At 64.2% G+C, this 21,069-nt stretch carries 20 protein-coding genes and 1 pseudogene; 8 read left to right on the top strand and 13 right to left on the bottom strand.

Annotated features, from left to right (window positions below):
- Positions 1–255: 255 nt before the first annotated feature.
- The gene (locus IVB50_RS30935; RefSeq protein WP_018453463.1) at positions 256–2,436 is read left to right on the top strand and encodes a PAS domain S-box protein; all 2,181 of its coding nucleotides are present in this window, start codon (positions 256–258) and stop codon (positions 2,434–2,436) included.
- A complete protein-coding gene (locus IVB50_RS30940; protein WP_018453464.1) occupies positions 2,429–2,794 on the top strand; it encodes a response regulator in 366 nt (121 codons plus the stop codon). Before IVB50_RS30935 ends, IVB50_RS30940 begins: the two co-directional genes overlap by 8 nt.
- Before the next feature lie 168 nt (positions 2,795–2,962).
- On the opposite strand, the pseudogene IVB50_RS30945 reads toward IVB50_RS30940, so the two are convergent.
- Positions 2,963–3,498, bottom strand: a pseudogene (locus IVB50_RS30945) (transposase).
- A 66-nt stretch (positions 3,499–3,564) separates the two neighbouring features.
- Positions 3,565–4,194: a hypothetical protein gene (locus IVB50_RS30950; protein ID WP_247299161.1), complete on the bottom strand. Its 630-nt coding sequence runs from the start codon at positions 4,192–4,194 to the stop codon at positions 3,565–3,567.
- A gap of 152 nt (positions 4,195–4,346) precedes the next feature.
- Between IVB50_RS30950 and purD the strand changes: the two genes are divergently transcribed.
- Both purD and IVB50_RS30960 read left to right on the top strand, forming a co-directional pair.
- The gene (gene purD / locus IVB50_RS30955) at positions 4,347–5,630 is read left to right on the top strand and encodes a phosphoribosylamine--glycine ligase (protein ID WP_018453466.1); all 1,284 of its coding nucleotides are present in this window, start codon (positions 4,347–4,349) and stop codon (positions 5,628–5,630) included.
- Positions 5,631–5,801: 171 nt separating this feature from the next.
- Positions 5,802–6,707, top strand: a complete 906-nt coding sequence (locus tag IVB50_RS30960) for an alpha/beta hydrolase (RefSeq protein WP_026232536.1) — start codon at positions 5,802–5,804, stop codon at positions 6,705–6,707.
- On the opposite strand, the gene IVB50_RS30965 is transcribed toward IVB50_RS30960, so the two are convergent.
- Entirely contained in the window at positions 6,704–7,162 is a 459-nt protein-coding gene (locus IVB50_RS30965; RefSeq protein ID WP_039798664.1) for a nucleoside deaminase, read from the bottom strand. The two genes, IVB50_RS30960 and IVB50_RS30965, sit on opposite strands and share 4 nt — an antisense overlap.
- Before the next feature lie 120 nt (positions 7,163–7,282).
- Between IVB50_RS30965 and IVB50_RS30970 the strand changes: the two genes are divergently transcribed.
- The gene (locus IVB50_RS30970) at positions 7,283–9,376 is read left to right on the top strand and encodes a pseudouridine synthase (protein WP_018453469.1); all 2,094 of its coding nucleotides are present in this window, start codon (positions 7,283–7,285) and stop codon (positions 9,374–9,376) included.
- 2 nt (positions 9,377–9,378) lie between these two features.
- Positions 9,379–9,933: a 16S rRNA (guanine(966)-N(2))-methyltransferase RsmD gene (gene rsmD, locus IVB50_RS30975; protein WP_018453470.1), complete on the top strand. Its 555-nt coding sequence runs from the start codon at positions 9,379–9,381 to the stop codon at positions 9,931–9,933.
- 9 nt (positions 9,934–9,942) lie between these two features.
- On the opposite strand, the gene mutL is transcribed toward rsmD, so the two are convergent.
- Complete coding sequence (gene mutL, locus IVB50_RS30980; RefSeq protein WP_018453471.1) at positions 9,943–11,754, bottom strand: DNA mismatch repair endonuclease MutL; 1,812 nt, start codon at positions 11,752–11,754, stop codon at positions 9,943–9,945.
- Positions 11,755–12,018: 264 nt separating this feature from the next.
- On the opposite strand from mutL, the gene IVB50_RS30985 reads away from it, so the two are divergent.
- Positions 12,019–12,336, top strand: a complete 318-nt coding sequence (locus IVB50_RS30985; protein ID WP_018453472.1) for a ribbon-helix-helix domain-containing protein — start codon at positions 12,019–12,021, stop codon at positions 12,334–12,336.
- A 147-nt stretch (positions 12,337–12,483) separates the two neighbouring features.
- On the opposite strand, the gene IVB50_RS30990 is transcribed toward IVB50_RS30985, so the two are convergent.
- The 4 genes from IVB50_RS30990 to IVB50_RS31005 are packed head-to-tail and all read right to left on the bottom strand — an operon-like array spanning position 12,484 to position 15,451.
- Positions 12,484–14,052: a GMC family oxidoreductase gene (locus IVB50_RS30990; RefSeq protein WP_085350087.1), complete on the bottom strand. Its 1,569-nt coding sequence runs from the start codon at positions 14,050–14,052 to the stop codon at positions 12,484–12,486.
- 29 nt (positions 14,053–14,081) lie between these two features.
- A complete protein-coding gene (locus IVB50_RS30995; RefSeq protein WP_018453474.1) occupies positions 14,082–14,630 on the bottom strand; it encodes a hypothetical protein in 549 nt (182 codons plus the stop codon).
- 38 nt (positions 14,631–14,668) lie between these two features.
- Positions 14,669–15,064 (bottom strand): VOC family protein, encoded by a 396-nt coding sequence (locus tag IVB50_RS31000; protein WP_018453475.1) that lies wholly within the window; start codon positions 15,062–15,064, stop codon positions 14,669–14,671.
- Positions 15,065–15,451: a c-type cytochrome gene (locus IVB50_RS31005; RefSeq protein WP_018453476.1), complete on the bottom strand. Its 387-nt coding sequence runs from the start codon at positions 15,449–15,451 to the stop codon at positions 15,065–15,067.
- 424 nt (positions 15,452–15,875) lie between these two features.
- Here IVB50_RS31005 and IVB50_RS31010 point away from each other — a divergent pair, with 424 nt between their 5' ends.
- Positions 15,876–16,064, top strand: a complete 189-nt coding sequence (locus IVB50_RS31010; protein WP_240544164.1) for a hypothetical protein — start codon at positions 15,876–15,878, stop codon at positions 16,062–16,064.
- A gap of 62 nt (positions 16,065–16,126) precedes the next feature.
- On the opposite strand, the gene arfB is transcribed toward IVB50_RS31010, so the two are convergent.
- From arfB to lspA, 5 genes are all read right to left on the bottom strand, one after another.
- A complete protein-coding gene (arfB, locus tag IVB50_RS31015; RefSeq protein WP_018453479.1) occupies positions 16,127–16,543 on the bottom strand; it encodes an alternative ribosome rescue aminoacyl-tRNA hydrolase ArfB in 417 nt (138 codons plus the stop codon).
- Positions 16,544–16,656: 113 nt separating this feature from the next.
- Entirely contained in the window at positions 16,657–18,024 is a 1,368-nt protein-coding gene (locus IVB50_RS31020) for a pitrilysin family protein (protein WP_018453480.1), read from the bottom strand.
- Positions 18,021–19,415, bottom strand: coding sequence for a pitrilysin family protein (locus IVB50_RS31025; RefSeq protein WP_018453481.1), 1,395 nt, complete (start codon positions 19,413–19,415; stop codon positions 18,021–18,023). The genes IVB50_RS31020 and IVB50_RS31025 overlap by 4 nt, the downstream gene beginning before the upstream one ends.
- Positions 19,416–19,614: 199 nt before the next feature.
- Complete coding sequence (locus IVB50_RS31030) at positions 19,615–20,340, bottom strand: hypothetical protein (RefSeq protein WP_018453482.1); 726 nt, start codon at positions 20,338–20,340, stop codon at positions 19,615–19,617.
- Between the two features lie 97 nt (positions 20,341–20,437).
- Complete coding sequence (lspA, locus tag IVB50_RS31035; protein WP_026232539.1) at positions 20,438–20,932, bottom strand: signal peptidase II; 495 nt, start codon at positions 20,930–20,932, stop codon at positions 20,438–20,440.
- Positions 20,933–21,069 lie beyond the last annotated feature (137 nt).

The raw sequence follows: 21,069 nt of genomic DNA on the forward strand, positions 1-21,069 counted from the left end.
CGTCCCCCCAGCGCGGTTTCCTCCTTTGGAGGCTTTCGGACGCCGGCCCCCGTGTGCGCGGCAACACCGTCATGGGGCCGGCATCCGAAACCCTTCACATTAGCGGACCCTCGCGAACCCGTACCTACGGGGGGAACCAAGGGGCCCGTGATGCGTTAAGAGCAGTTCGGCGGGCCGGAGGGGCGTCCGCCCATTGCACGAACGACGCTCGTATCGGGTCGTCGTTCCTCTCGCCCCCGAGAGCCGGGCACCCGCATGTCGAACGTAGAAGAATTCCCACTCTCCGCCCGGCACCGCCCCACGGAGTTCGAGGCCCTGGTTGCGGCCGGCGCTGCCGCGCTCGATGCCATTCCGGGCGCAGTCTATCTCTGTGACGCGGAGGGGCTGCTGGTCGCCTATAACGCGGAGGCTGTGGTGCTGTGGGGGCGCACACCTGATGTTGGGAGGGAGCGCTTCTGCGGTTCACACCAGCTCTACCTGCTGGATGGAACTCCCCTCGCGCATGCCGACTGCCCCATGGCCACCGCCGTTCGCGCGGGAACGCCGACGCGCAATGCCGAAGTGATAATGGCGCGGCCGGATGGCTCTCGCTTCACGGCCATGGTCAACATCCGGGCGTTGCGCGACTTTTCTGGTCGCATCCAGGGCGCCATCAATTGCTTCCAGGACATCACCGGACGCAAGCAGGTCGAGGAGGAAGTCCGCCGCACGACGCAGGATCTGCAGGACTTTTTCGACAACGGCGCGGTGGGCCTTCACATCGTCAGTGGCGAGGGAATTATCATTCGCGCCAATAAGGCCGAATTGGATCTGCTTGGGTACCGGCCCGAGGAGTATATCGGGCGTCATGTCGCCGAGTTCCACGCCGACGCTCCCGTGATTGGCGATATTCTCCAGCGTCTTTCATGCGGTGAGCCGCTGCAGCGCTACCCTGCCCGGCTGCGCGCCCGCGACGGCACGATCAAGCATGTCCTGATTACCTCGAACAGCCGCATTGTGGACGGCAAGTTTGTCAACACGCGCTGCTTCACGACCGACGTCACCGAACTGCATGCTGCCGAAGAGGCACGGCAAGCAAGTGAGGCGCGGCTTGCGGCGACTTATGAGGCCGCCAGCGTCGGCATTTCGGAGACCGACGAGAACGGTCGCTTCTTGCGGGTGAATGATTCCCTCTGCCGCATCACCGCGCGCAAACGCGACGAACTGTTGGGGATGACCTTCCTCGACTACACCGATTCCAACGATCAGACCGAAGATGCCGAATTGTACGCGCGGCAAGTCCGCGGCGACATCGAGAACTACACGGTTCGCAAGCGTGTACTACGGCCTGACGGGTCCGTTCGCCATCTGGATATCTTCAGTTCGTCGGTGCGGGATTCGGAAGGCTGCTTCCTTTATGGCGTGCGGGTCGCTCAGGATGTCACCACCACCAAGCAACTGGAGGATCGCTTGCGTGAAGGCGAGCAGCGCATGCGCGATCTCCTCGAGGCGTTGCCAGCAGCCATCTACACGACGGACGCCAAGGGGCGCATTAATTTCTTCAATCGGGCTGCCGTCGAGATGGCGGGCAGAACGCCGCAGCCAGGCGACGAATGGTGTGTGACCTGGAAGCTCTATTGGCCCGACGGCTCGCCGCTGCCGCACAATGAATGCCCGATGGCTGTTGCGCTGCGCGAAAACCGGCCGGTTCGCGGTGCCGAAGCGGTGGCCGAACGTCCAGACGGCAGACGCGTGCCGTTTATTCCTTTTCCAACGCCGCTGCGCGACGCGGACGGCAATCTTGTCGGCGCCATCAACATGCTCGTCGACATTAGCGAGCGGAAGAACGCCGAGAACGCTCAAAAGGCTCTCATCGACGAACTAAACCACCGTGTGAAAAACACCCTGGCCACGGTGCAATCTCTGGCGAACCAGACCGCCCGTCACGCCGCCGATCTGCAGGAATTTCTGCCGACCTTCACGGGACGGCTGCTTGCGCTCGCCCGCGGACATGACCTGCTGACGAAGCGAAACTGGCAGGATACGCCTTTCGAAAAGCTCGTCCACGATATCGTCGCTCCGATGTCGGGCGGACGGGTGCTGACTAGCGGGCCGCACGTTGAACTAGACGCCCGCATGGCACTTAGCATCACCATGGTGCTCAACGAGCTTCTGACCAATGCGGCGAAGTACGGCGCACTCTCAGTGCCGAATGGATCAGTTTCGCTCACTTGGCGGATCAGCGCCGGCGAGCGCTCGCAAGCCGTGCTGGATTGCGAATGGCACGAACGTGGCGGACCACCTGTTACGCCTCCAAAGCGGCGCGGCTTCGGCACGCGGTTGATGGAACGTTGCGTCGAGCATGATCTCGCAGGTGAGTTCGATCTGGTATTCGAGCCGGAGGGCACTCGCTGCCGCATGGTGTTTCCCATTATGCCTGCAGCGTCCAATGGTTGAGCTGTCCGGCGCCAAGGTTCTCCTGGTCGAAGATGAGGGCCTTGTGGCCCTCATGCTCGAAGATATGCTTGAGGAACTGGGCTTGAAGGTCGTTGCCTCAGCAGCCCACGTACAAAAGGCGTGCGAACTCGCGACGACGGCATCGTTCGATTTGGCGCTCCTTGATGTGAACCTGGCTGGCGAACTTGTTTTTCCGGTAGCTCGCATCTTGCGGGAGCGAAGGATTCCCTTCCTGTTCAGCACGGGTTACGGCGGACCTCCGCTCGAGGAGGAGTTCAACAGTTCGCCCGCGATAGGCAAGCCGTTTTCTATCGATCAGTTGAACGAGAAATTGCGGGCGATTCTGGCGCTCCCATAGCAGGACGGCTTCGCGCGTTTCCTTGCGTCGGATGCCGATCCGGGCGCCGTGTGCAGGTGCCGAAAGCGAGTACGATTCTCCGGGGTCCGAGGCATCAAGGGGCCAACGCTGCTTTACTGGTACAAAGCTCGTAGGATGGGTTGAGCCCTTGCGAAACCCATCGCTTCTCTATCCCCGTTCTCCGAAATCGCGGCCGTCATCCGACTGATCGCCGGCCCAATCGGCCGGGTAATTGCCGAACTTTATGTGGCGATGAAACGAGGAGGGCGCCCAGTCACGGACTCTGTCGACGAGCCCGTGCTTGACCGGATTGATATGAACATAGTCTACATGCCGCGCGAAATCAGCTTCGTCGCGAATGGTATGCTCCCAATATCTGCTTGCCAGATGCCCCGTTCACCTTTGGCCGCGCGGCTTGGGGATATCCTCTCGTTGCGCGCCAAGCCGCGCGAAAAGGTGGATTTGATCAACTGCCAGCGCATTGCAAAATCGGCACCACCTTCTGGCAACGTCCACACCGTGTGAAGGTGATCAGGCAGCACCACGATGGCATCGATCGTGAATGGATGGCGTCGGTGCGTTTCACGAAACGCCGTGCGCAACAACCCGATATGATCCGTCAGCAACGCTAGCTTCCGCTCCGCCAGGTTGACCGTGAAGAAGAAGCACCCACCCGGAAGAAAGTTGCGGCGGTACGCGGTCATGACGGGACGTTACCACGAAACAAGTGCGATGGGTTTCGCAAGGGCTCAACCCATCCTACGGGCTGCTTACGGTACAAGGTGAGCGTAAAATGGGTCCGTTAGAGCGACTGCGTGGATGGTTTTCAACTGGGTTACTGCCACCGGCGCAATGCCCGCGTTCCGAAGGAGCGAGAGGAGCATCAAAAACTTTGCGTGCGAAATGCGATTTGGAAGTGAAGTGTTGTGAGCAACGATGAACTTTCTGATGGCTGTGAAGCCAGCAACGGTATTAGCAAGCTCGCGGTGAAACTGCGTTACACTTGAGGTAGCAAAGCCCCCTGCCTTGCGAAGTATTGCCTCAAACTTTGATTGAAGCGGAGAGCCAACAAATCTGGAAAACATTCCTGCGACTAATCGAGTGAGATGCTCGTTGCTTCCCCACATGGAGGCCTTCGTGTCAATTATTGCCATGAGTTCATCGTTCGATGAGTACTTCGAAGCAAGCCAGATTTGGGCATACAAGCTCCATATAGACGAAGAACCGAGACCACTTAGCGTTTGTTTGATGTGTCCACGTACCCAACTATTGTCCGGCAAACGTGCCGCCACAATGGCACTGGCGATTTCGACAAGGGACGCGTCATCTACGAGATGGCCATCTTGAAGGATTTGGGTAAGCAAGTTGAGCTTGAGAGCAGGAGAGCCGGTCAATCCCATCGCTGGTCGTCTGCGTATGGTCCCGATGAATTCGGGCTCGCGCCTCAGCGGCGAGCGCTGGAATGACGGGGAGTTCGGGCGCCGCCCCCTTGAGCCCGGCCCCGATTCGTGCGACCTCCGCCCCCAGCAAATCCCTCATTTCTGAGCCCTCGATGCACATTCTCCTGCTTGGTTCCGGCGGTCGCGAACATGCCCTGGCGTGGAAGATCGCGGCCTCTCCCCTGGTGACCAAATTCTGGTGCGCGCCGGGCAATGCCGGGATCGCGCGCGAGGCGGAATGCGTGGCGCTCGATGTCGCCGACCATGCCGCCGTGATCGACTTCTGCAAGACGAATGCGGTCGAGCTCGTGGTGGTCGGCCCGGAGACGCCGCTGGCGGCCGGTATCGTCGATGACCTCACCGCCGCCGGCATCAAGGCGTTCGGGCCGGACAGGATCCCCGCCCAGCTCGAAAGCTCGAAGGGCTTCACCAAGGCGCTGTGCACCGAGTTCGGCATTCCGACCGGCGCCTACAAGCGATTCACCAACGCCGCCGATGCGCGTGCCTACGTCCAGAGCCAGGGCGCGCCGATCGTGGTCAAGGCCGACGGTCTTGCCGCCGGCAAGGGCGTCGTCGTCGCCAAGTCGGTGCGCGAGGCGGAGGACGCCATCGCCATGATGTTCGACGGCACCTTTGGCGAGGCCGGCGCCGAGGTCGTGATCGAGGAGTTCTTGCCGGGCCGCGAGATCAGCTTCTTCGCGCTGTGCGACGGCGAGACCGCCATTCCGCTGGCCTCCGCGCAGGACCACAAGCGCGTGTTCGACCATGACGTCGGCCCGAACACCGGCGGCATGGGCGCCTATTCGCCGACGCCGCTGGTCACGCCGGCGATCCATGACGCGATCATGGCCAAGATCATTCTGCCGACGGTATCAGGCATGAAGCAGCGCGGCACGCCGTTTCGCGGCATTCTCTACGCCGGGATCATGCTGACGACGCAAGGGCCAAAACTGTTCGAGTTCAACGTCCGCTTCGGCGATCCCGAGTGCCAGGTGCTGATGCTCAGGATGATGTCGGACATCGTGCCGGCCTTCCTCGCCGCCTGCGACGGGCAGCTGAAGAACTTTGACCTGCGCTGGCATCCGGAGGCCGCGCTCACGGTGGTGATGGCGGCAAAGGGATATCCCGGCGATTACCAGAAAGGCACGCGGATCGAGGGGCTCGATGACGCCGCCAAGGTCGAGACCGCCGAGATCTTCCACGCCGGCACGGTCGAGAAGGACGGCGCCATCCTCGCCAATGGCGGCCGCGTCCTCAATGTCTGCGCGCTCGGCAAGACCGTGACGGAAGCGCAGGTGCGCGCCTACCAGGCCGTCGACCGCATCAATTGGCCGGAAGGCTTCTGCCGCCGCGACATCGGCTGGCAGGCCGTGGACGCCGAGAAGTCCAAGGGCTGACACGCTTTTTTCGCACGCGCGCGCAATTTCCGCCGTGCCCGTCGGCACTCCGAATTTGTGTAGGCGGCTGTTGGACTTAGCTACTGTGCATGGGGTTGTTTTTCGACTTTTTTGTTTTGGGGCATTCTCAAGACCGAGCAGATCCCACGCTGACAGATAAGGATGCAGAAGATGTCCGATCTCGCCGACCTCTATCCCGGCTTCGCCTCCGAATGGATCAACACCTCCTTCGGCCGCATCTTCGCCCGCGTCGGCGGCAAGGGACCGCCGCTGTTGCTGCTGCACGGCTTCTCCGAGACCAACGTGATGTGGCACCGCGTGGCGCCGCAGCTGGCCGACCGGTTCACGCTGATCATCGCCGATCTGCCCGGCTATGGCTGGTCCGACATGCCCGAGAGCGACGCGCTGCACATGCCCTACAGCAAGCGCGCGATGGCCAAGGCCATGGTCGAGGCGATGGAGCGCCTCGGCCACGTGCACTTCGCGCTCGCCGGCCATGATCGCGGCGGCCGCGTCTCGTATCGGCTGGCGCTCGATCATCCCGGCCGGCTGTCGAAGCTTGCGGTGCTCGATATCCTGCCGACCTACAATTACTGGGAGCGGATGAACCGCGCCTATGCGCTGAAGATCTATCACTGGACTTTTCTGGCGCAGCCCTATCCGCTGCCGGAGACGCTGGTCGCGAGCAATGGCGAGTTCTTCCTGCGCTTCAAGATGGCGAGCCAGACCAAATCGAAGACGCTCGATGCGATCGACAAGCGCGCGCTCGAACACTACATCGCCCCGTTCCGCGATCCCGCCCGCGTCCACGCGATGTGCGAGGATTATCGCGCCGGCGCCTATTTCGACTACGATCTCGACAAGGCCGATTTCGAGGCCGGCAAGAAGATCACCATTCCGATGCTGGCGCTGTGGGGCAATGCCGGCGTGGCGCAAGCCGCCGCCACCCCGCTCGACATCTGGAAGCAATGGGCGACCAACGTGGACGGCATGCCGGTGGATTCCGGCCACTTCCTCACCGAGGAAAATCCCGGCGTCACCGCGAAGGCGCTGCGCGAGTTCTTTGCCGCGCCTTAGCGCCGCTCGCGAAAGAAGTCCTTCAGCATCCGCGCCGACTCGCTTTCGCCGACCCCGGAATAGACATCCGGGACGTGATGGCAGGTCGGCGAGGTGAAGAACCGCACACCTGATTCAACCGCGCCGCCCTTGGGGTCGGCGGCGCCGTAATACAGGCGCCTCACCCTTGCAAACGAGATCGCGCCCGCACACATGGTGCACGGCTCCAGCGTCACGTAGAGGTCGCAGTCGACCAGACGCTCGCTGCCGATCTTTTTGGCCGCCTCGCGCAGCGCAACGATCTCGGCATGGGCCGTGGGGTCGTAATCGGTTAACGTCCGGTTCGCCGCGGTGGCGATGACCTCGTAATTGCGGACCACGACACATCCGATCGGAACTTCGCCCGCCTTTCCGGCGTTTTCGGCCGTTTTGAGCGCCAAATCCATGAAAGAGGGGGCTTTCAAGCCTCGTATCATCGCGAGAAACCTGCTAGTAGCTGCGCCTTCAGCAGAAGTGCTTGACCGAATTTGCCTGAGCATGCGGCTCGAGACGAGCGCGCACAATGCTTTCTGGCCATCCCCTGAGTGAGATTATTCATGCCTCGCGACAGCGACAAAGACAACGATTCCCGCGGCCGGCGTGATCGCGGCCCGGCCAAGGGAGGCCCGGCCAAGGGCCGGTCCGGCAAACCACGCGGGCCCGACAAGAAGTTCGCCAAGCGCGGCCCTCCCGGGGACAAAGGCGACGCCCGCCCGCCCCGCGGCGACCGCGACAGCCGTCCATCATTCCGCCGCCGCGAGGAGGGCGATGCCCCGCGCCGCGACTTCAGCGACCGCCCGAAGTTCAATCGCCAAGACCGGCCGCGTGAAGACCGGCCGCGCGGCGAGGATCGTGGCGAGCGCAGCTTCAAGCCGCGTGGCGATCGTCCCTTCAAGCCGCGTGAAGACCGTCCGTTTTCCGATCGTCCGTCGCGCGACGGCGAGAAGCGCCCGTTCAAGCCCCGTGGTGACCGCCCATTTTCTGATCGCCCCTCGCGCGATGGCGACAAGCGGCCGTTCAAGCCGCGCGGTGATCGCCCGTCCTATGGGCGTGATGACCGTCCGCCGCGCAGGGATCGCGACGATTCCCGTCCGGCCGGCCGAACCGGTGACGCGAAGTTTGGCGACAAGCGACCTTATGCGCCGCGTGGCGACCGTCCGGAACGCAAGTTCGACGGCGAGCGGAAGTTTTCGCGCGGCGCACCGGACCGCAATCGCAGCGAGCGCAGCGATTCAAAACCCTGGCAGAAGCGCGATGCGGCGCCTCGCGGCGACCGGCCGCCGCGCAAGGACTTCAGCAAGGGTCCGCGCAAGGATTTTGGCGGCAGCGACCGCGGTGGGGACAAGCCCTGGCAGAAGCGCGACGATCGTCCATCGGGTGATCGTCCGTTCCGCGAGCGCCCCAAATTCGATCGTCCTCGCGATGATCGTCCGAGGTTCGATCGCGGCGGCGATCGCCCGAAATTCGATCGTCCGCGCGAGCGTTCCGAGGGCCGTTCCGACTGGCACGAGCATCCCCGCAGCGAAGCGCGTTCCGGCGATCGTCCACGCCGCGAAAACGAGGACGAGAGCAGGATCTTCGAGAAGCGTCCGGCCTTCGGCGGTCGCGGCGCCTATCGCGAGCGCGATCGTGATTCCGAGCGGCGGCCGCGCCGCGAGGAAGAGACCAAGCCGAAGAAGGCCGGCGAGCGTATCGCCAAGGTGCTGTCGCGCGCGGGCCTCGCCTCGCGCCGCGATGCCGAGGAGATGGTCACGCAGGGCCGCGTCAGCGTCAACGGCCGTGTCATCAATTCGCCGGCGCTCGACATCACCTCGAACGATGTCGTCACTGTCGACGGCAAGCCGTTGCCGGAGCGCGAGCGCACGCGGCTGTTCCTCTATCACAAGCCCCGCGGCCTCATGACGACGCATGACGATCCCGAGGGCCGTCCGACCGTGTTCGACAATCTGCCCGAAGGTCTGCCGCGGCTGATCAGCGTCGGCCGGCTCGACTTCAACACCGAGGGCCTGCTGCTGCTCACCAATGATGGCGGGCTCGCGCGCACGCTCGAGCTGCCGGACACCGGCTGGCTGCGCCGCTACCGTGTCCGCGCCCATGGCGACGTCACGCAGGCGCAGCTCGACGAGCTGAAGAACGGCATCGAGATCGAGGGCATCAAATACGGTCCGATCGACGCCACGCTGGAGCGTGACCAGGGCGCGAATGTCTGGCTGGTTTTCGCGATCCGCGAGGGCAAGAACCGCGAAGTGCGCAACGTCTGCGCTCATCTCGGGCTCGAGGTGAACCGGCTGATCCGGGTCTCCTACGGCCCGTTCCAGCTCGGCGAGGTCCCCGAGGGCCAGGTCGACGAGATCAAGTCCCGCGTGCTGCGCGACCAGCTCGGCGAAAAGATCATCGAGAAATCGGGTGCGCAGTTCGACGTGCCGCAGAAATCTGCCTCGCATGAGGGCGACGACGTGCCGCGCGAGAAGAAGCCGGCGACCAAGCGCGGCGTGATCAACGACCGCAAGGGCCGCCGCGTGCTGGTGCAACGCACCGGCAGCGAGGAAGCGCGCGAGCGCAACGAGGCTGAGGCGAGCGGCTACGGCCCGCCGCGCCGTCCCAAGCGCGGCTATCACGGCAAGCGCGATCTGGCGCCGAAGGAGGACTGACGTTGCGCGTCGTCGGCGGTCGATTGAAGGGGCGCAATCTGGCCTCACCGTCCTCGCGCGACATCCGCCCCACGGCGGACCGCCTGCGTGAGTCCGTGTTCAACATCCTCGTGCACGCCTATGACGATCCGATTGCGGATGCGCGCGTGCTCGATCTCTTCGCCGGCACCGGTGCGCTGGGAATCGAAGCGTCTTCACGCGGCGCGAAGTTCACGCTGTTCGTCGACAACGGCGCGGAAGCGCGCGCCCTGCTGCGGAATAATGTCGAGACGCTGGGCCTGGGTGGCGTGACAAAAGTCTATCGCCGTGATGCCACCGATCTCGGGCCTGCGCATCCGGTCGAGCCGTTCTCGCTGGTGTTCCTCGATCCGCCCTATGGCAAAGGGTTTGCGGAGAAGGCGCTTGCGAGCTTGCGCGACGGGGGCTGGCTCACGCCGGGCGCGCTGCTCGTGGTGGAAGAGGCGAAGGCTGCGCAGTTCGTCACGCCGGAAGGCTTCGAGGAATTGGAGCGGCGCGCTTATGACGACACGGAGTTCGTGTTTTTGAAGCGGCCGTAATTTCGAACGTTACCGTCGCCCGAACAGCTTCTCGACATCCGACAGCTTCAGCTCGACATAGGTCGGCCGGCCGTGATTGCACTGGCCGGAGTTCGGGGTGTCCTCCATCTCGCGGAGCAGGGCATTCATCTCCTCCGGTCGCAGCCTGCGGCCGGCGCGCACCGAGCCGTGGCAGGCCATGGTGGCGGCGACGTGCATCAGGCGGCGCTCCAGAGGCAGCGCCTCGTCCCACTCGGCCATGTGCTCGGAAAGATCGCGCAACAGGCCGCCGGCGTTGGTCTTGCCGAGCAGCGACGGCGTCTCGCGCACCGCAACCGCGCCGGGGCCGAAGGATTCGATCGCAAGGCCGAACGACGCCAGCTCCTCGCTGCGCTCGAGCAGGCGCTCCACCGTGGCCTCGTCCATCTCGACGATCTCGGGGATCAGCAGGATCTGCCGCTGCACGCCGTTGGCCGCCAGCGAGGCCTTCAGCCGTTCATAGACGATGCGTTCATGCGCGGCGTGCTGGTCGACGATGATCAGGCCGTCGCGGGTCTGCGAGACGATATAGGTCTCGTGGATCTGGGTGCGCGCAGCGCCGAGCGGGCGGTCGACCAGGTCACTGACTGGCTGGGATTCGATCCGCACGTCCGCGCTGGGTGCGCCGACATCGAACGCGGCCTGTGCGCGCTCGGCGAAGGCCGGCACGGCGGCACCGTCGAATGACGGCATCGGCGCGACCGGGGCGGATGGCGACTGGCGCCAGTCCCAGCTTGCCGGGCGCGGCGTGAATGCGGGGCGGAACGAGGACAGCGCGCTTTCGCCGCTGTTGGCGGCGGTGCGCCGGCCCTCCCGCGCAAGCCCGTCCTTCAATCCGTGCACGATCAGCGCGCGGACCAGGCCGGCGTTGCGAAACCGCACCTCGGTCTTGGCCGGATGCACGTTGGCGTCGACCTCGCGCGGATCGAGCGTGACAAACAGCGCCAGCACCGGATGGCGGTCGCGCGGCAGATAGTCGGCATAGGCCCCGCGGACTGCCCCTAGGATCAGCTTGTCGCGCACCGGGCGGCCGTTGACGAAGAGATATTGCCCGAGCGCGTTGGCTTTGGTCAGCGCCGGCGCTGCGGCATAGCCGGCGACCACCACGCCCTCGCGCTCGGCATGGACCCCGATGGCATGGCTGCGGAACTCCGCCCCCAGGATGTCGCCGAGACGGGTCAGGCGACCGGCGACGCCGGGCAGCGCCGCAGCCCAGGTCACCGGCGCGCGCTCTTCGCCCGCGAGCGTGAAAGCGATTTCGGGTCGCGCCATCGCGAGGCGCCGCACCACCTCACGGATCGCTTCCGCCTCGGTCCGGTCGGTCTTCAAGAACTTCAGCCGCGCCGGCGTCGCGTAGAAGAGGTCGTTGACCTCGACCCGCGTGCCGTGGGCCAGCGCCGCCGGCATGATCTCGGATTTCTCGCCGCCCTCGACATTGAGCGCCCAGGCGTGCGGCTCGCTGGCATGCCGCGTGGTGATGGCAAGCCGCGCCACGGAGCCGATCGAGGGCAGCGCCTCGCCGCGGAATCCGAGCGTGCGGATCTGCAGCAAGTCCTCGTCGTCGAGCTTGGAGGTGGCGTGACGCTCGACCGCCAGCGACAGGTCCCTGGCGGTCATGCCGCCGCCGTCGTCGGTGATGCCGATCCGCCGGCGTCCGCCGCCATCGGTAAAGACATCGATCCGGCTCGCGCCGGCGTCGATGGCGTTCTCGACCAGTTCCTTGACCACGCTCGCGGGACGCTCGACCACTTCGCCGGCGGCGATGCGGTTGACGACCTGTTCGGGTAATTGGCGGACGGGCATGAAACTCGATTTTCGGCTTTGATCTTGGGCTTCGATCTGGATTCGCGGAGAACGCCATTCTAGGCCGTGTTGCGTCAAAAGCATGTGTTGGGCAACAGGAACGTGGCGGGCTGGGGAAAAGGGCTATCTATCGCATTGATGGGATTGGACGTTCGAGAAAATCGCGCAACCGGGATGGATCGATCTCCGGCTGCCGTCCCGATTGTGGGGTACCGGGCTGCGGTGTAGCATCGCGAAAAAATGGCAACAGGACGGGAGGACGCCATGTGCCATCTCTTCGCGCATCAGCCCCAAGGCGACTACGAATCCCAGACCCGCTCGTTGCGGATCGGTGGGCATTGCACCTCGATCCGGCTGGAAATGGCATTCTGGGACACGCTGGAGGAGATCGCGGCCAAGGAGAACATGAGCGTCGGCAAGTTCCTGACGACGCTCTACACCGAGGTGCTCGACCATCACGGCGAGGTCAACAATTTCGCTTCGTTGCTGCGCTGCTCCTGCCTGATCTACCGCTCCAAGACGGCAGCGCCGGTGCAGGCGTTCAAGACGACGGTTGCGCCCATCCTCGATGCAGCGGAATAGCCCTGATGTCGTCCTGGCGAAGGCCAGGACCCATACCGCGGAATCCATCAGCGATGGGCGGTATGAGTCCCGAACAACAAGCCTTCGCCGAACTCCTTCCCGGGGCAATGGGTCCTGGCTTTCGCCAGGACGACGAACGAGATTGGATCAAATTTCCTTCTTCTGCATCGCACCCGCAATGTAATCCGCCTGCCGGATCGCCAGCGAGACGATGGTCAGCGTCGGATTGCAGGCTGCGCCGCTGGTGAACTGGCTGCCGTCGGAGACGAACAGGTTCTTGACGTCGTGGCTTTGCCCGAACTTGTTGACCACACCATCCCTGGGCTTCTCGCTCATCCGGTTGGTGCCGAGATTGTGCGTGCTCGGATAGGGCGGTGTCGGATAGCTCACGGTGGCGCCGACGGCGTCGTAGACCGCAGCGCCCTGCTTGTAGGCGTGCGCGCGCATCGCGAGATCGTTGGGATGATCGTCGAAGTGCACGCTTGCGACCGGCTGGCCGAACTTGTCCTTCACGACAGGATCGAGCGTGATGCGGTTGGTTTCCTGCGCCATGTCCTCGCCGACCAGCCACATCCCGGCCATCCTGGGATAACCGTCGAGCGCGGCGGTGAACGGACGTCCCCAGGCGCCGGGGTTGAGGAACGCCGCCATGAAGGGCAGTCCGAGCGACAGCGTCTCCATCTCGTAGCCGCCGACGAAGCCGCGCTTCGGATTGTTGGCGGCCTCGTCGCGGATGATGCCGGCCATGGTGGTGCCGCGATACATGTGCACCGACTTCTCGAACACGGCATAGACGCTACCGGTCATGTGGCGCATGTAATTGCGGCCGACCTGACCGCTTGAGTTGCCGAGGCCGTCGGGGAACATCGTGGATGCGCTGTTCAACAGCAGCCGTGGGCTTTCAATCGAATTGCCGGCGACCGCAACGATGCGTGCCTTCTGGCGCTGCATTGCACCGCTCTCGTCGGCGTAAACCACGCCGGTGACTTTGCCGGCGGCATCGTGCTCGATCTTGACCGCCATGCTGGCGGGGCGAACCTCGAGATTGCCGGTCGCCTCGCCCTTGGGTATCTCGGTGTAGAGCGTCGACCATTTCGCGCCGGACTTGCAGCCCTGGAAGCAGAAGCCGATCTGCTGACAGGCGCCGCGTCCGTCGCGCGGCTGGCTGTTGATCGCCATGTTGCCGGTGTGCACCGTCTTGTAGCCGAGCTTCTTTGCGCCGGCCTCCATCACTCTGAAGTTATTGTTGCCGGGAAGTCCGGGAATGCCGTTGGTGCGGGTCACGCCCATCTTGTTCTCGGCCTTGGCGTACCACGGCTCCATCTCCGCGAGCGTGACCGGCCAGTCCAGCAGGTTGGCGCCGGGAATGTTGCCGTAGGTGCTCTTCACCTTGAACTCGTGCTCGTCGAACCGCAGCGACGCGCCAGCCCAGTGTGTGGTCGAGCCGCCGACCGCCTTGACGATCCAGGCGGGAAGACCCGAGAAGTCTTTTGCGACGCGCCATGATCCCGATGTGGTGCGCGCATCGGTCCAGGCGAGCTGCGAGAAACTCTCCCACTCGTCATTGACGAAGTCCTGATTCTCGATGCGGGGACCTGCTTCGAGAATCACGACCTTGACGCCCTTCTGTGCGAGCTCGTTACCCAGCGTGCCGCCGCCGGCACCGGAGCCGACGATCACCACAACGCTGGAGTCGTTCAGATCGAATTTTGCCATATGCGTTCTCCTGAACCGTTGGGTGAGCCTTAAGCCTTCGGCAGCCAGTCGATGTCGGCGAAGCCGCGGTTGATGTAGCCGCCGTGTTCGGCGGAGGAGCCCTCGTAGCCGAACCGCGGCCAGACCTCTTTCTGGTTGTAGAGAGAGACGACGAGGTCGCCGCGCACCTTCTGGAAGAAGTCGCTCTGCTCGATCTCCTTCAAAAGCACCACGCGGTCGGCTTCCCAGGGCACTTCGACATAGGGCGCCTTGTGGCGATCACGCGCGTTCTGATCGAGCCTGGTGATGCCGTCGCTGATTAGCGCCTTGACGGCGGGGTCCTTGGCGGCCTTTCCGTCCCACGGCTTGATCGCGGTGATGTAGTAGCTGTCGCCGAGGACGTCGTGTGGATAGATATCGCGCGCGACTTTCAGCAGCGTCTTCATCGTCGCGGGCGAAAGCGCGCTTGCCTCGTCGGCCCAGGCGCCCTCGATGCTGACGGCGACGCTGGTCGCGACTGCCGCGACCGGCACGGCGGCCGCGGCGCCCTTGAGAAAGATGCGGCGGCTGTGCCTGCTTCGACGATCGACTTCTCTCATGGCATTCCTCCTTTTATGATTTTGATTTTGTGGTTCGATCAGTTGAAACGTCCGCCGCGCTGGATCACCTCGATCTTGTAGCCGTCGGGATCGCTGACGAAGAAGAAGCGCGCCAGCGTTTTGCCGTCGTGCTTGAAGTCGCGCAGCGGACCCGGTGCGAGCTTCTCACGCTCGAAGCGGGCATGTTCGGCATCGAGATCCTCGACCACCACGGCGAGATGTCCGTAGCCGTCGCCGAGCGCATACGACTCCTTGCGATCGAAATTGACCGTCAGCTCCAACTCGAAGGGTGAGGAGGGGTGACGCAGATAGATCAGGGCAAAGTCTGCGAACTTCAGACGGTCGGTGACTTCCAGGCCAAAGGCCCGTCTGTAGAAGTCGAGCGAGCGCGCCTCGTCGAGTGCGCGGATCATGGAATGGACCGGCTTTGCCACTCAGTTCTGCTCCTTAAGAAAGGCGATGATGGCGGCGCGCGTCTCCGGCTTCGCCTGCCGGTAGACCATGACCACGCCGGGAATCACGGCTTGCGGATTGGTCAGCCATGCGTCGAGCTTCGTCTCGTCCCAGGCGAAGGCTGCTTTTGCGAGGGGCTCTGAATAGTGAAAGCCTTCGACCTTGCCGGCGGGCCGCCCGACGATCCCGACCAGCGGCGGACCCTGCCGCACCGGTTCTGACAGGTTCGTGGTGTGGCACACCGCGCATTGCTGCTTGAACAGTGTTGCGCCATCCGGCGGCTTTGCAGCCGGCAAGGGCATCTGCGCCTCGGCCACCCGCACCACCAGCACCACCGCGGTGCACAATCCCAGCACGATCGCGCGCATCGTCAAAAGTCCGCCCGTCGCGTCAATTCAGCGTGCGCAAACTCTAGGCGCGGCAAAACATGCGGTGGTAGTAGCGGGCTGTTTCGCTGCGTGCGGAGGTGCACGCGGGTGCGTTGTTCCGCGCTGCCGTATATGCGGAGGACAATTCCGCGAAACCGCCGTCAAATCCCTAAACGATCACCACACGAGACAGGTTGCATTGCGGTCGCGCCGTTCGAGCTCGTAACGCGATGGACTGGTTCGGCTCAGACGGACGGCGCATCAAGCCGCCGAACCGATCATCGCGAAAATCCAGGAGAAATGGATGAAGTTGGTGAAGACCTCCGCAATCGCATGCGCCGTCTCGGCTCTCATTGTGACACCGGTTCTCGCGCAAGGTACGTCGTCTGGCGCGAGGCCTAGCGGCGCCGTGCAAAGCAAACCCATGCAAGGCAGCACAATGGGCAGCGGCGACGAGGAGATGAGCGCCCAGCCGGGCGCGGCGGGCGAGACGACGGGCATGAAGCCGACGAAGGGCACCAGGGGCACGGTTGGCACCACGGGCAGTGCTGCACACAAAGGGACCGCCGACGATTCCGCGACGGGCGGTGCAGCCACGGGCAAGCGCTACTAGCCAATGGAGTGAGACGGCAGAACTCCGGTCGCCCTGCGGCCGGAGTTCTTTTGCAGTCTCTGCTAGTCGTCGAAACCGCGCCCGCGCTTCGACTTGATGTCGCTGCGGTGTTTCTTGCCCTCGAGCCGGCGCTGCTTGGAGCCAAAGGTCGGCTTTGTCGCGCGCCGCGGCTTCGGCCGGATCATGGCTTCGCCGAGCATCTCCGTAAGGCGGTCGATGGCGTCCTGGCGGTTGCGCTCCTGGGTGCGGAAGCGTTGGGCCTGGATCACGATGACGCCGTCCTTGGTCATGCGCTGCCCTGCGAGCCGGGCGAGGCGCAACGCGGCATCCTCCGGAAGCGTCAGCTTCCGGGTGTCGAAGCGCAATTGCGCCGAGGTCGCGACCTTGTTGACGTTCTGCCCGCCCGGGCCGGAGGCGCGGACAAAGCCGATCTCGATGTCGTCCTCGTCGATGACAAGATCGCGGGATATCCGCAGCATGGTGGCACCATTCGTGATGCCCGGACATATCCCGGACGCCCAAGTTCGGCAATGGCGCCCCCAAATGCAAATGGCCGGGCGAGCCCGGCCATTTCAGAAGGGTATGGAAGACGTCAGTTCGACTTCGTCGCCGGTGCGGCTGCCGGTTGCGCCGCGGCCTGCGGAGCGCGGCCGACGACGACGGTCAGGAGGCCCTGGCCCCAGAGGCGCTTTGCGGCCGCCTTGGCGTCGTCCATGGTGACCGCATCCACGACGGCGTTGCGCTTCTCGATATAGTCGATCGGCAGCTTGTCCTGCTGATATTGCAGCAGCGCCTGCGCGAGCTTCGAGGAGGTGTCGAGCGCCAGCATCTGCGAGCCCTTGAGGTAGGATTTGGCCTCGTCGAGCTCCTTCTGCGTCGGGCCTTCCTCGGCGATCCGGCGCACCTCCTTGTCGATGGCATCGATGGTGTCGCCGGCACGGTCGGCGCGGGTGCCGGTATTGCCGATGAAAACCGCCGAATGCTCCATCCAAAGCAGTGATTCGAACACCGAATAGGCGAGCCCGCGCTTCTCGCGCACCTCGCGATAGAGCCGCGAGGACAACCCGCCGCCGCCGAGGATGTGGTTGACGACATAGGCCGCCATGAAGTTCGGATCGCTGCGCTTCACCCCGGGACCGCCGAAGGTGATCACGGTCTGGGGCACGTCGAGCGTCACGAAGGCGCGTTGCGGCGGCTTGGCGGCCTCGACGTCGGGGACGGGCACGAGATTGGCCTTGGCCGGCAGGCTACCAAATGTGTGGTCGAGCAGCTTGCCGAGCGTATCGGGATCCACGTCGCCAACCACCGCGATCTTGAGCGTGTCCTTGGCGAGCACGCGGCCGACATAATCCTTCATGTCGGCAACCGTAATGGTCGGAACGCTGTCGAGGTTGCCGTTGGACTGCCGACTGTAGGGATGATCGCCAAAGGCAACCTCCAGGAATTTGCGGCTCGCGAGCGAGGTCGGGTTGGTTGTCTCGCGGCGCAGGCCCGAGATCACCTGCGAGCGAATGCGTTCGACGTCGGCAGTTTCGAAATGCGGCGAGGTCAGCGCGCTCCGCAGCAGGTCGAAGGCCTCGTCCTTGTTGTCGCGCAGCATGCGCAGGCTGCCGCGGAACGTGTCGCGGGTGGCGCTGAAAGAGAGCTCGATGGCACGGCGATCGAGCCGCTCATGGAAGGTCTTGGAATCGAGATCGCCGGAGCCTTCGTCGAGGAGATCGCCGACCAGATTGGCGACGCCCGATTTGTCCTTGGGATCCTGGGCCGAACCGCCGGCAAAGGAATATTCCATGGCGATCAGCGGCACGGTCGCATCCTGCACGAACCAGGCCTCGATGCCGCCCGGCGAGGTCAAATGCTGGATCTTCGCCGCCGCCTGTGACGGCGAGACGGTAGCGAGCGCGAGTGCCGCGCCGGTGGCAAAGGAGAATGCAACGCGTCGAAGGAAGGGATAGGTCACGAACGCTTCTCCTCGCGCTTGGTGGTCGCGGTGTCTTTGATCAGATAGCCCGTCACCGAGCGCTTCTTCTCGAGCCATTTCTGCGCGACGGTGCGGACCTGCTCGGCGGTGACGGCGCGGATGCGATCTGGCCAGCTCCGGATGTCCTCGATCGACAGGCCCGTGGTCAGTGCGCCGCCATACCAGCGCGCCAGCACCGCCTGGTTGTCCTGGGCGTAGATCGCCTCGGCGATGAGCTGGGTCTTGACCCGCTCGAGATCCTCGGCGCGGATCGGATTCTGCGCGATGTCGGCAATGACGCCGTCGACCACCTGCTCGACCTCGGCGAAGCTGACTCCGGATTTGGGCGAAGCCGAGATCGCGAACTGGGTCGGGTCGAGCGAGATGCTCGAATAGCTGGCGCTGGCGGAGACCGCGAGCGGCTTGTCCACCACGAGCGCGCGGTAGAGATAGGAATTGCTGCCGCTGCCCATCAGCTGCGCCAGCACGTCGAGGGCCGCGCTTTCGCCGGCCGCAGCCGTGGTCGCCGAGGGCACTAGGTAATAGCGTCGCAGGCCGGGTTGCTCGACGCGCGGATCGGCCAGGGTCACGGTGCGCGGCGCCGCGGGTTCCGGCTCCTGCGGGCGGACGCGGCGCGCCGGGATCGCGGGCTGCGCCGGGATGGCGCCGAAATTGCGCTCGACCAGCGGGCGGATGTCGGCGGGCTCGACGTCGCCGGCGATCACCAGGATCGCGTTGTTCGGCGCATAGAAGCGGCGGTAGAAGGCGAGCGCATCCTCGCGATCGAGCTTCTCGATCTCCTGGTGCCAGCCGATCACCGGCCGGCCGTAGGGATGGTTGAGATAGAGCGCGGCCATGATCTGCTCGTTCAGCCGCGCGTCCGGATTGTTGGCGACGCGCATGTTGTATTCTTCGAGCACGACGTCACGCTCGGGCAACACGTTCTCGTCCTTGAGGATCAGGCCGGTCATGCGGTCGGCCTCGAATTCCATCATGGTCGGCAACTGCTCGCGCGGCACGCGCTGGTAGTAGTTGGTGTAGTCGACCGAAGTCGAGGCGTTCTCGTTGCCGCCGACGCGGAGCACGGTCTGGGAGAATTCGCCGACCGCATGCTTCGATGTGCCCTTGAACATCAGGTGCTCGAGGAAGTGCGCGAGCCCGGACTTGCCGGGCGTCTCGTCCGCCGAGCCGACCTTGTACCAGATCATTTCCGTGACGACGGGCGTGCGGTGGTCGGGAATCACCACGACCTGCATGCCGTTTCCAAGCGTGAAGCTGGCGGGCGGAGCCGATGTCACCGTGGTCTGCGCAAGGGATGCGCCGGCCGTGAGGACACTCGTCGAAAGCAGCGCGGCAAGGAGGCGGGCAGCCGATCGGTAAGAGGACATCATGATCCTTATGAAAGGCCGAGCCCGGATGTCCGGCTCGGAGGCACGGCATGGTACACCGTGCGGCAAACGCTTCGCGTCACGAAGCAGAGAACTCAACTCGGGCGCAAGTTACTGATCAGCAATTAAAGACCGCGTCCGGCGCGCACGAGCCGCCGGCGCGGGACCGCGTCTGTCGCGATATCGCGAAGGGACAGGAGCGCTATTGTTCCTTGTCCTTGCCGGACATGATGTCGAAATAGGTCCGCCGGGTCTTGTCCTCTCCGGCGCCATAGGCATAGCTCGGTGACGGTGTCTGGTAGCCCGGCGGCGGCTCGACCAGCGACTGGCGCGGCGGCTCGGTCGTGAATTGCTTGGCCTCGCCTTTGTTGTTCGACATCATGCCCCACAGACCGCCGGAGAAACCGAGCTGGGCCGGGCTGAGCGACGGATTGCCGTTGGTGCCCGGCTGAATAGGATCATTGCTCGTGCGCTCGGGTGCGGCTGTCCTGCCGACCTCCATCTCGGCGGGCGACAACGCCCGGCCTGCCTGCCAGCTCTCCGTGGCCTTGACGGCCTTCTTCCGCTGCGCGATGGCCTCCTTGCGGCGTCTCTCGTCAGGGTCCTTCGGCCAGTTCGGCGCGTTCTTGGCTTCAACGCCGGCGGGCGGCGGCAGGTCGAGCTTGGGCGGCACCACCAGCGGCGACCGCTCGCGGTATTCGATACCCTTCTTCTCCATGCTCTTGGCGCCGATGCCCGACATCAGATTGTCGATGAGCTTCTCTTCGAAGGTCATGTCGTCGTCGTCCTCGCCGTCGTCACCGGCGCGAGCGACGCCAGCCGACATGACGAGACCGATGCCGAGCGCGACAGCGGACAATTTCAACGCCCGCCAGAACCCCTGCCGGGGGTCTTCAACCATCGAACCGCTGGTCTTCGAGCTGCGCATCACTGTACCTGTTCCAAAATGTGGCAGTTTGCCGCTCTCGCGCGGCATAATCCCTCGCAAAAGCAAGGTTCCGCCTGCCGGTCCGTATCGGCCGGGATCAGGGCGCTTTTGCGGCGGGTACCCCCAGGAAGGAATCATACAATAGCGCCGCCACGCCAGCAACGATGGCCACGTCCGCGAGGTTGAACACGTACCAATTATAGGTATTTTCGCCGATATTGATGTGAAACAGGGCGAAATCGACCACCGCGCCATAGGCGAGGCGATCGATCCCATTGCCGATGGCGCCGCCAATGATCAGGCCAAGCGCGATGGTTGCCAGCAGGGTGTGCGAGCGGGCCATCCAGATCGCCAGCGCAACCACCGCGACGACCTTCACGGCCATCAGCGCCATTTGCGCCGCCTGACCGTCGTTCTGGAGCCAGCCGAAGCTGATGCCGATGTTCCAGGCCAGCACCAGGTCGAAGAACGGGGTCACCTCGACCGCGCCGCGACGGGCGAGGTCGAACACGTTCAGCAGCCAGAGCTTTGAAGCCTGGTCGGCCACGAGCGTGAGCAGGGCCGCGAGGATGCCGGCGCGGAGCGGGGTCATGGGCAGTCGGCCACAACACGCTCCGTCGTCGTCCTGGCGAAAGCCAGGACCCATAGTCCGAGGCGGTCGTTGTTTGAAAGACTTGCGGTCATCAGCCTTCGTCGCAATTGGCGGCCGTGGAATGGGTCCTGGCTTTC

Origin of the sequence: Bradyrhizobium sp. 87 (assembly GCF_023073015.1) — a bacterium.
In the GTDB taxonomy this organism is placed as follows: Bacteria; Pseudomonadota; Alphaproteobacteria; order Rhizobiales; family Xanthobacteraceae; genus Bradyrhizobium; species Bradyrhizobium canariense_D.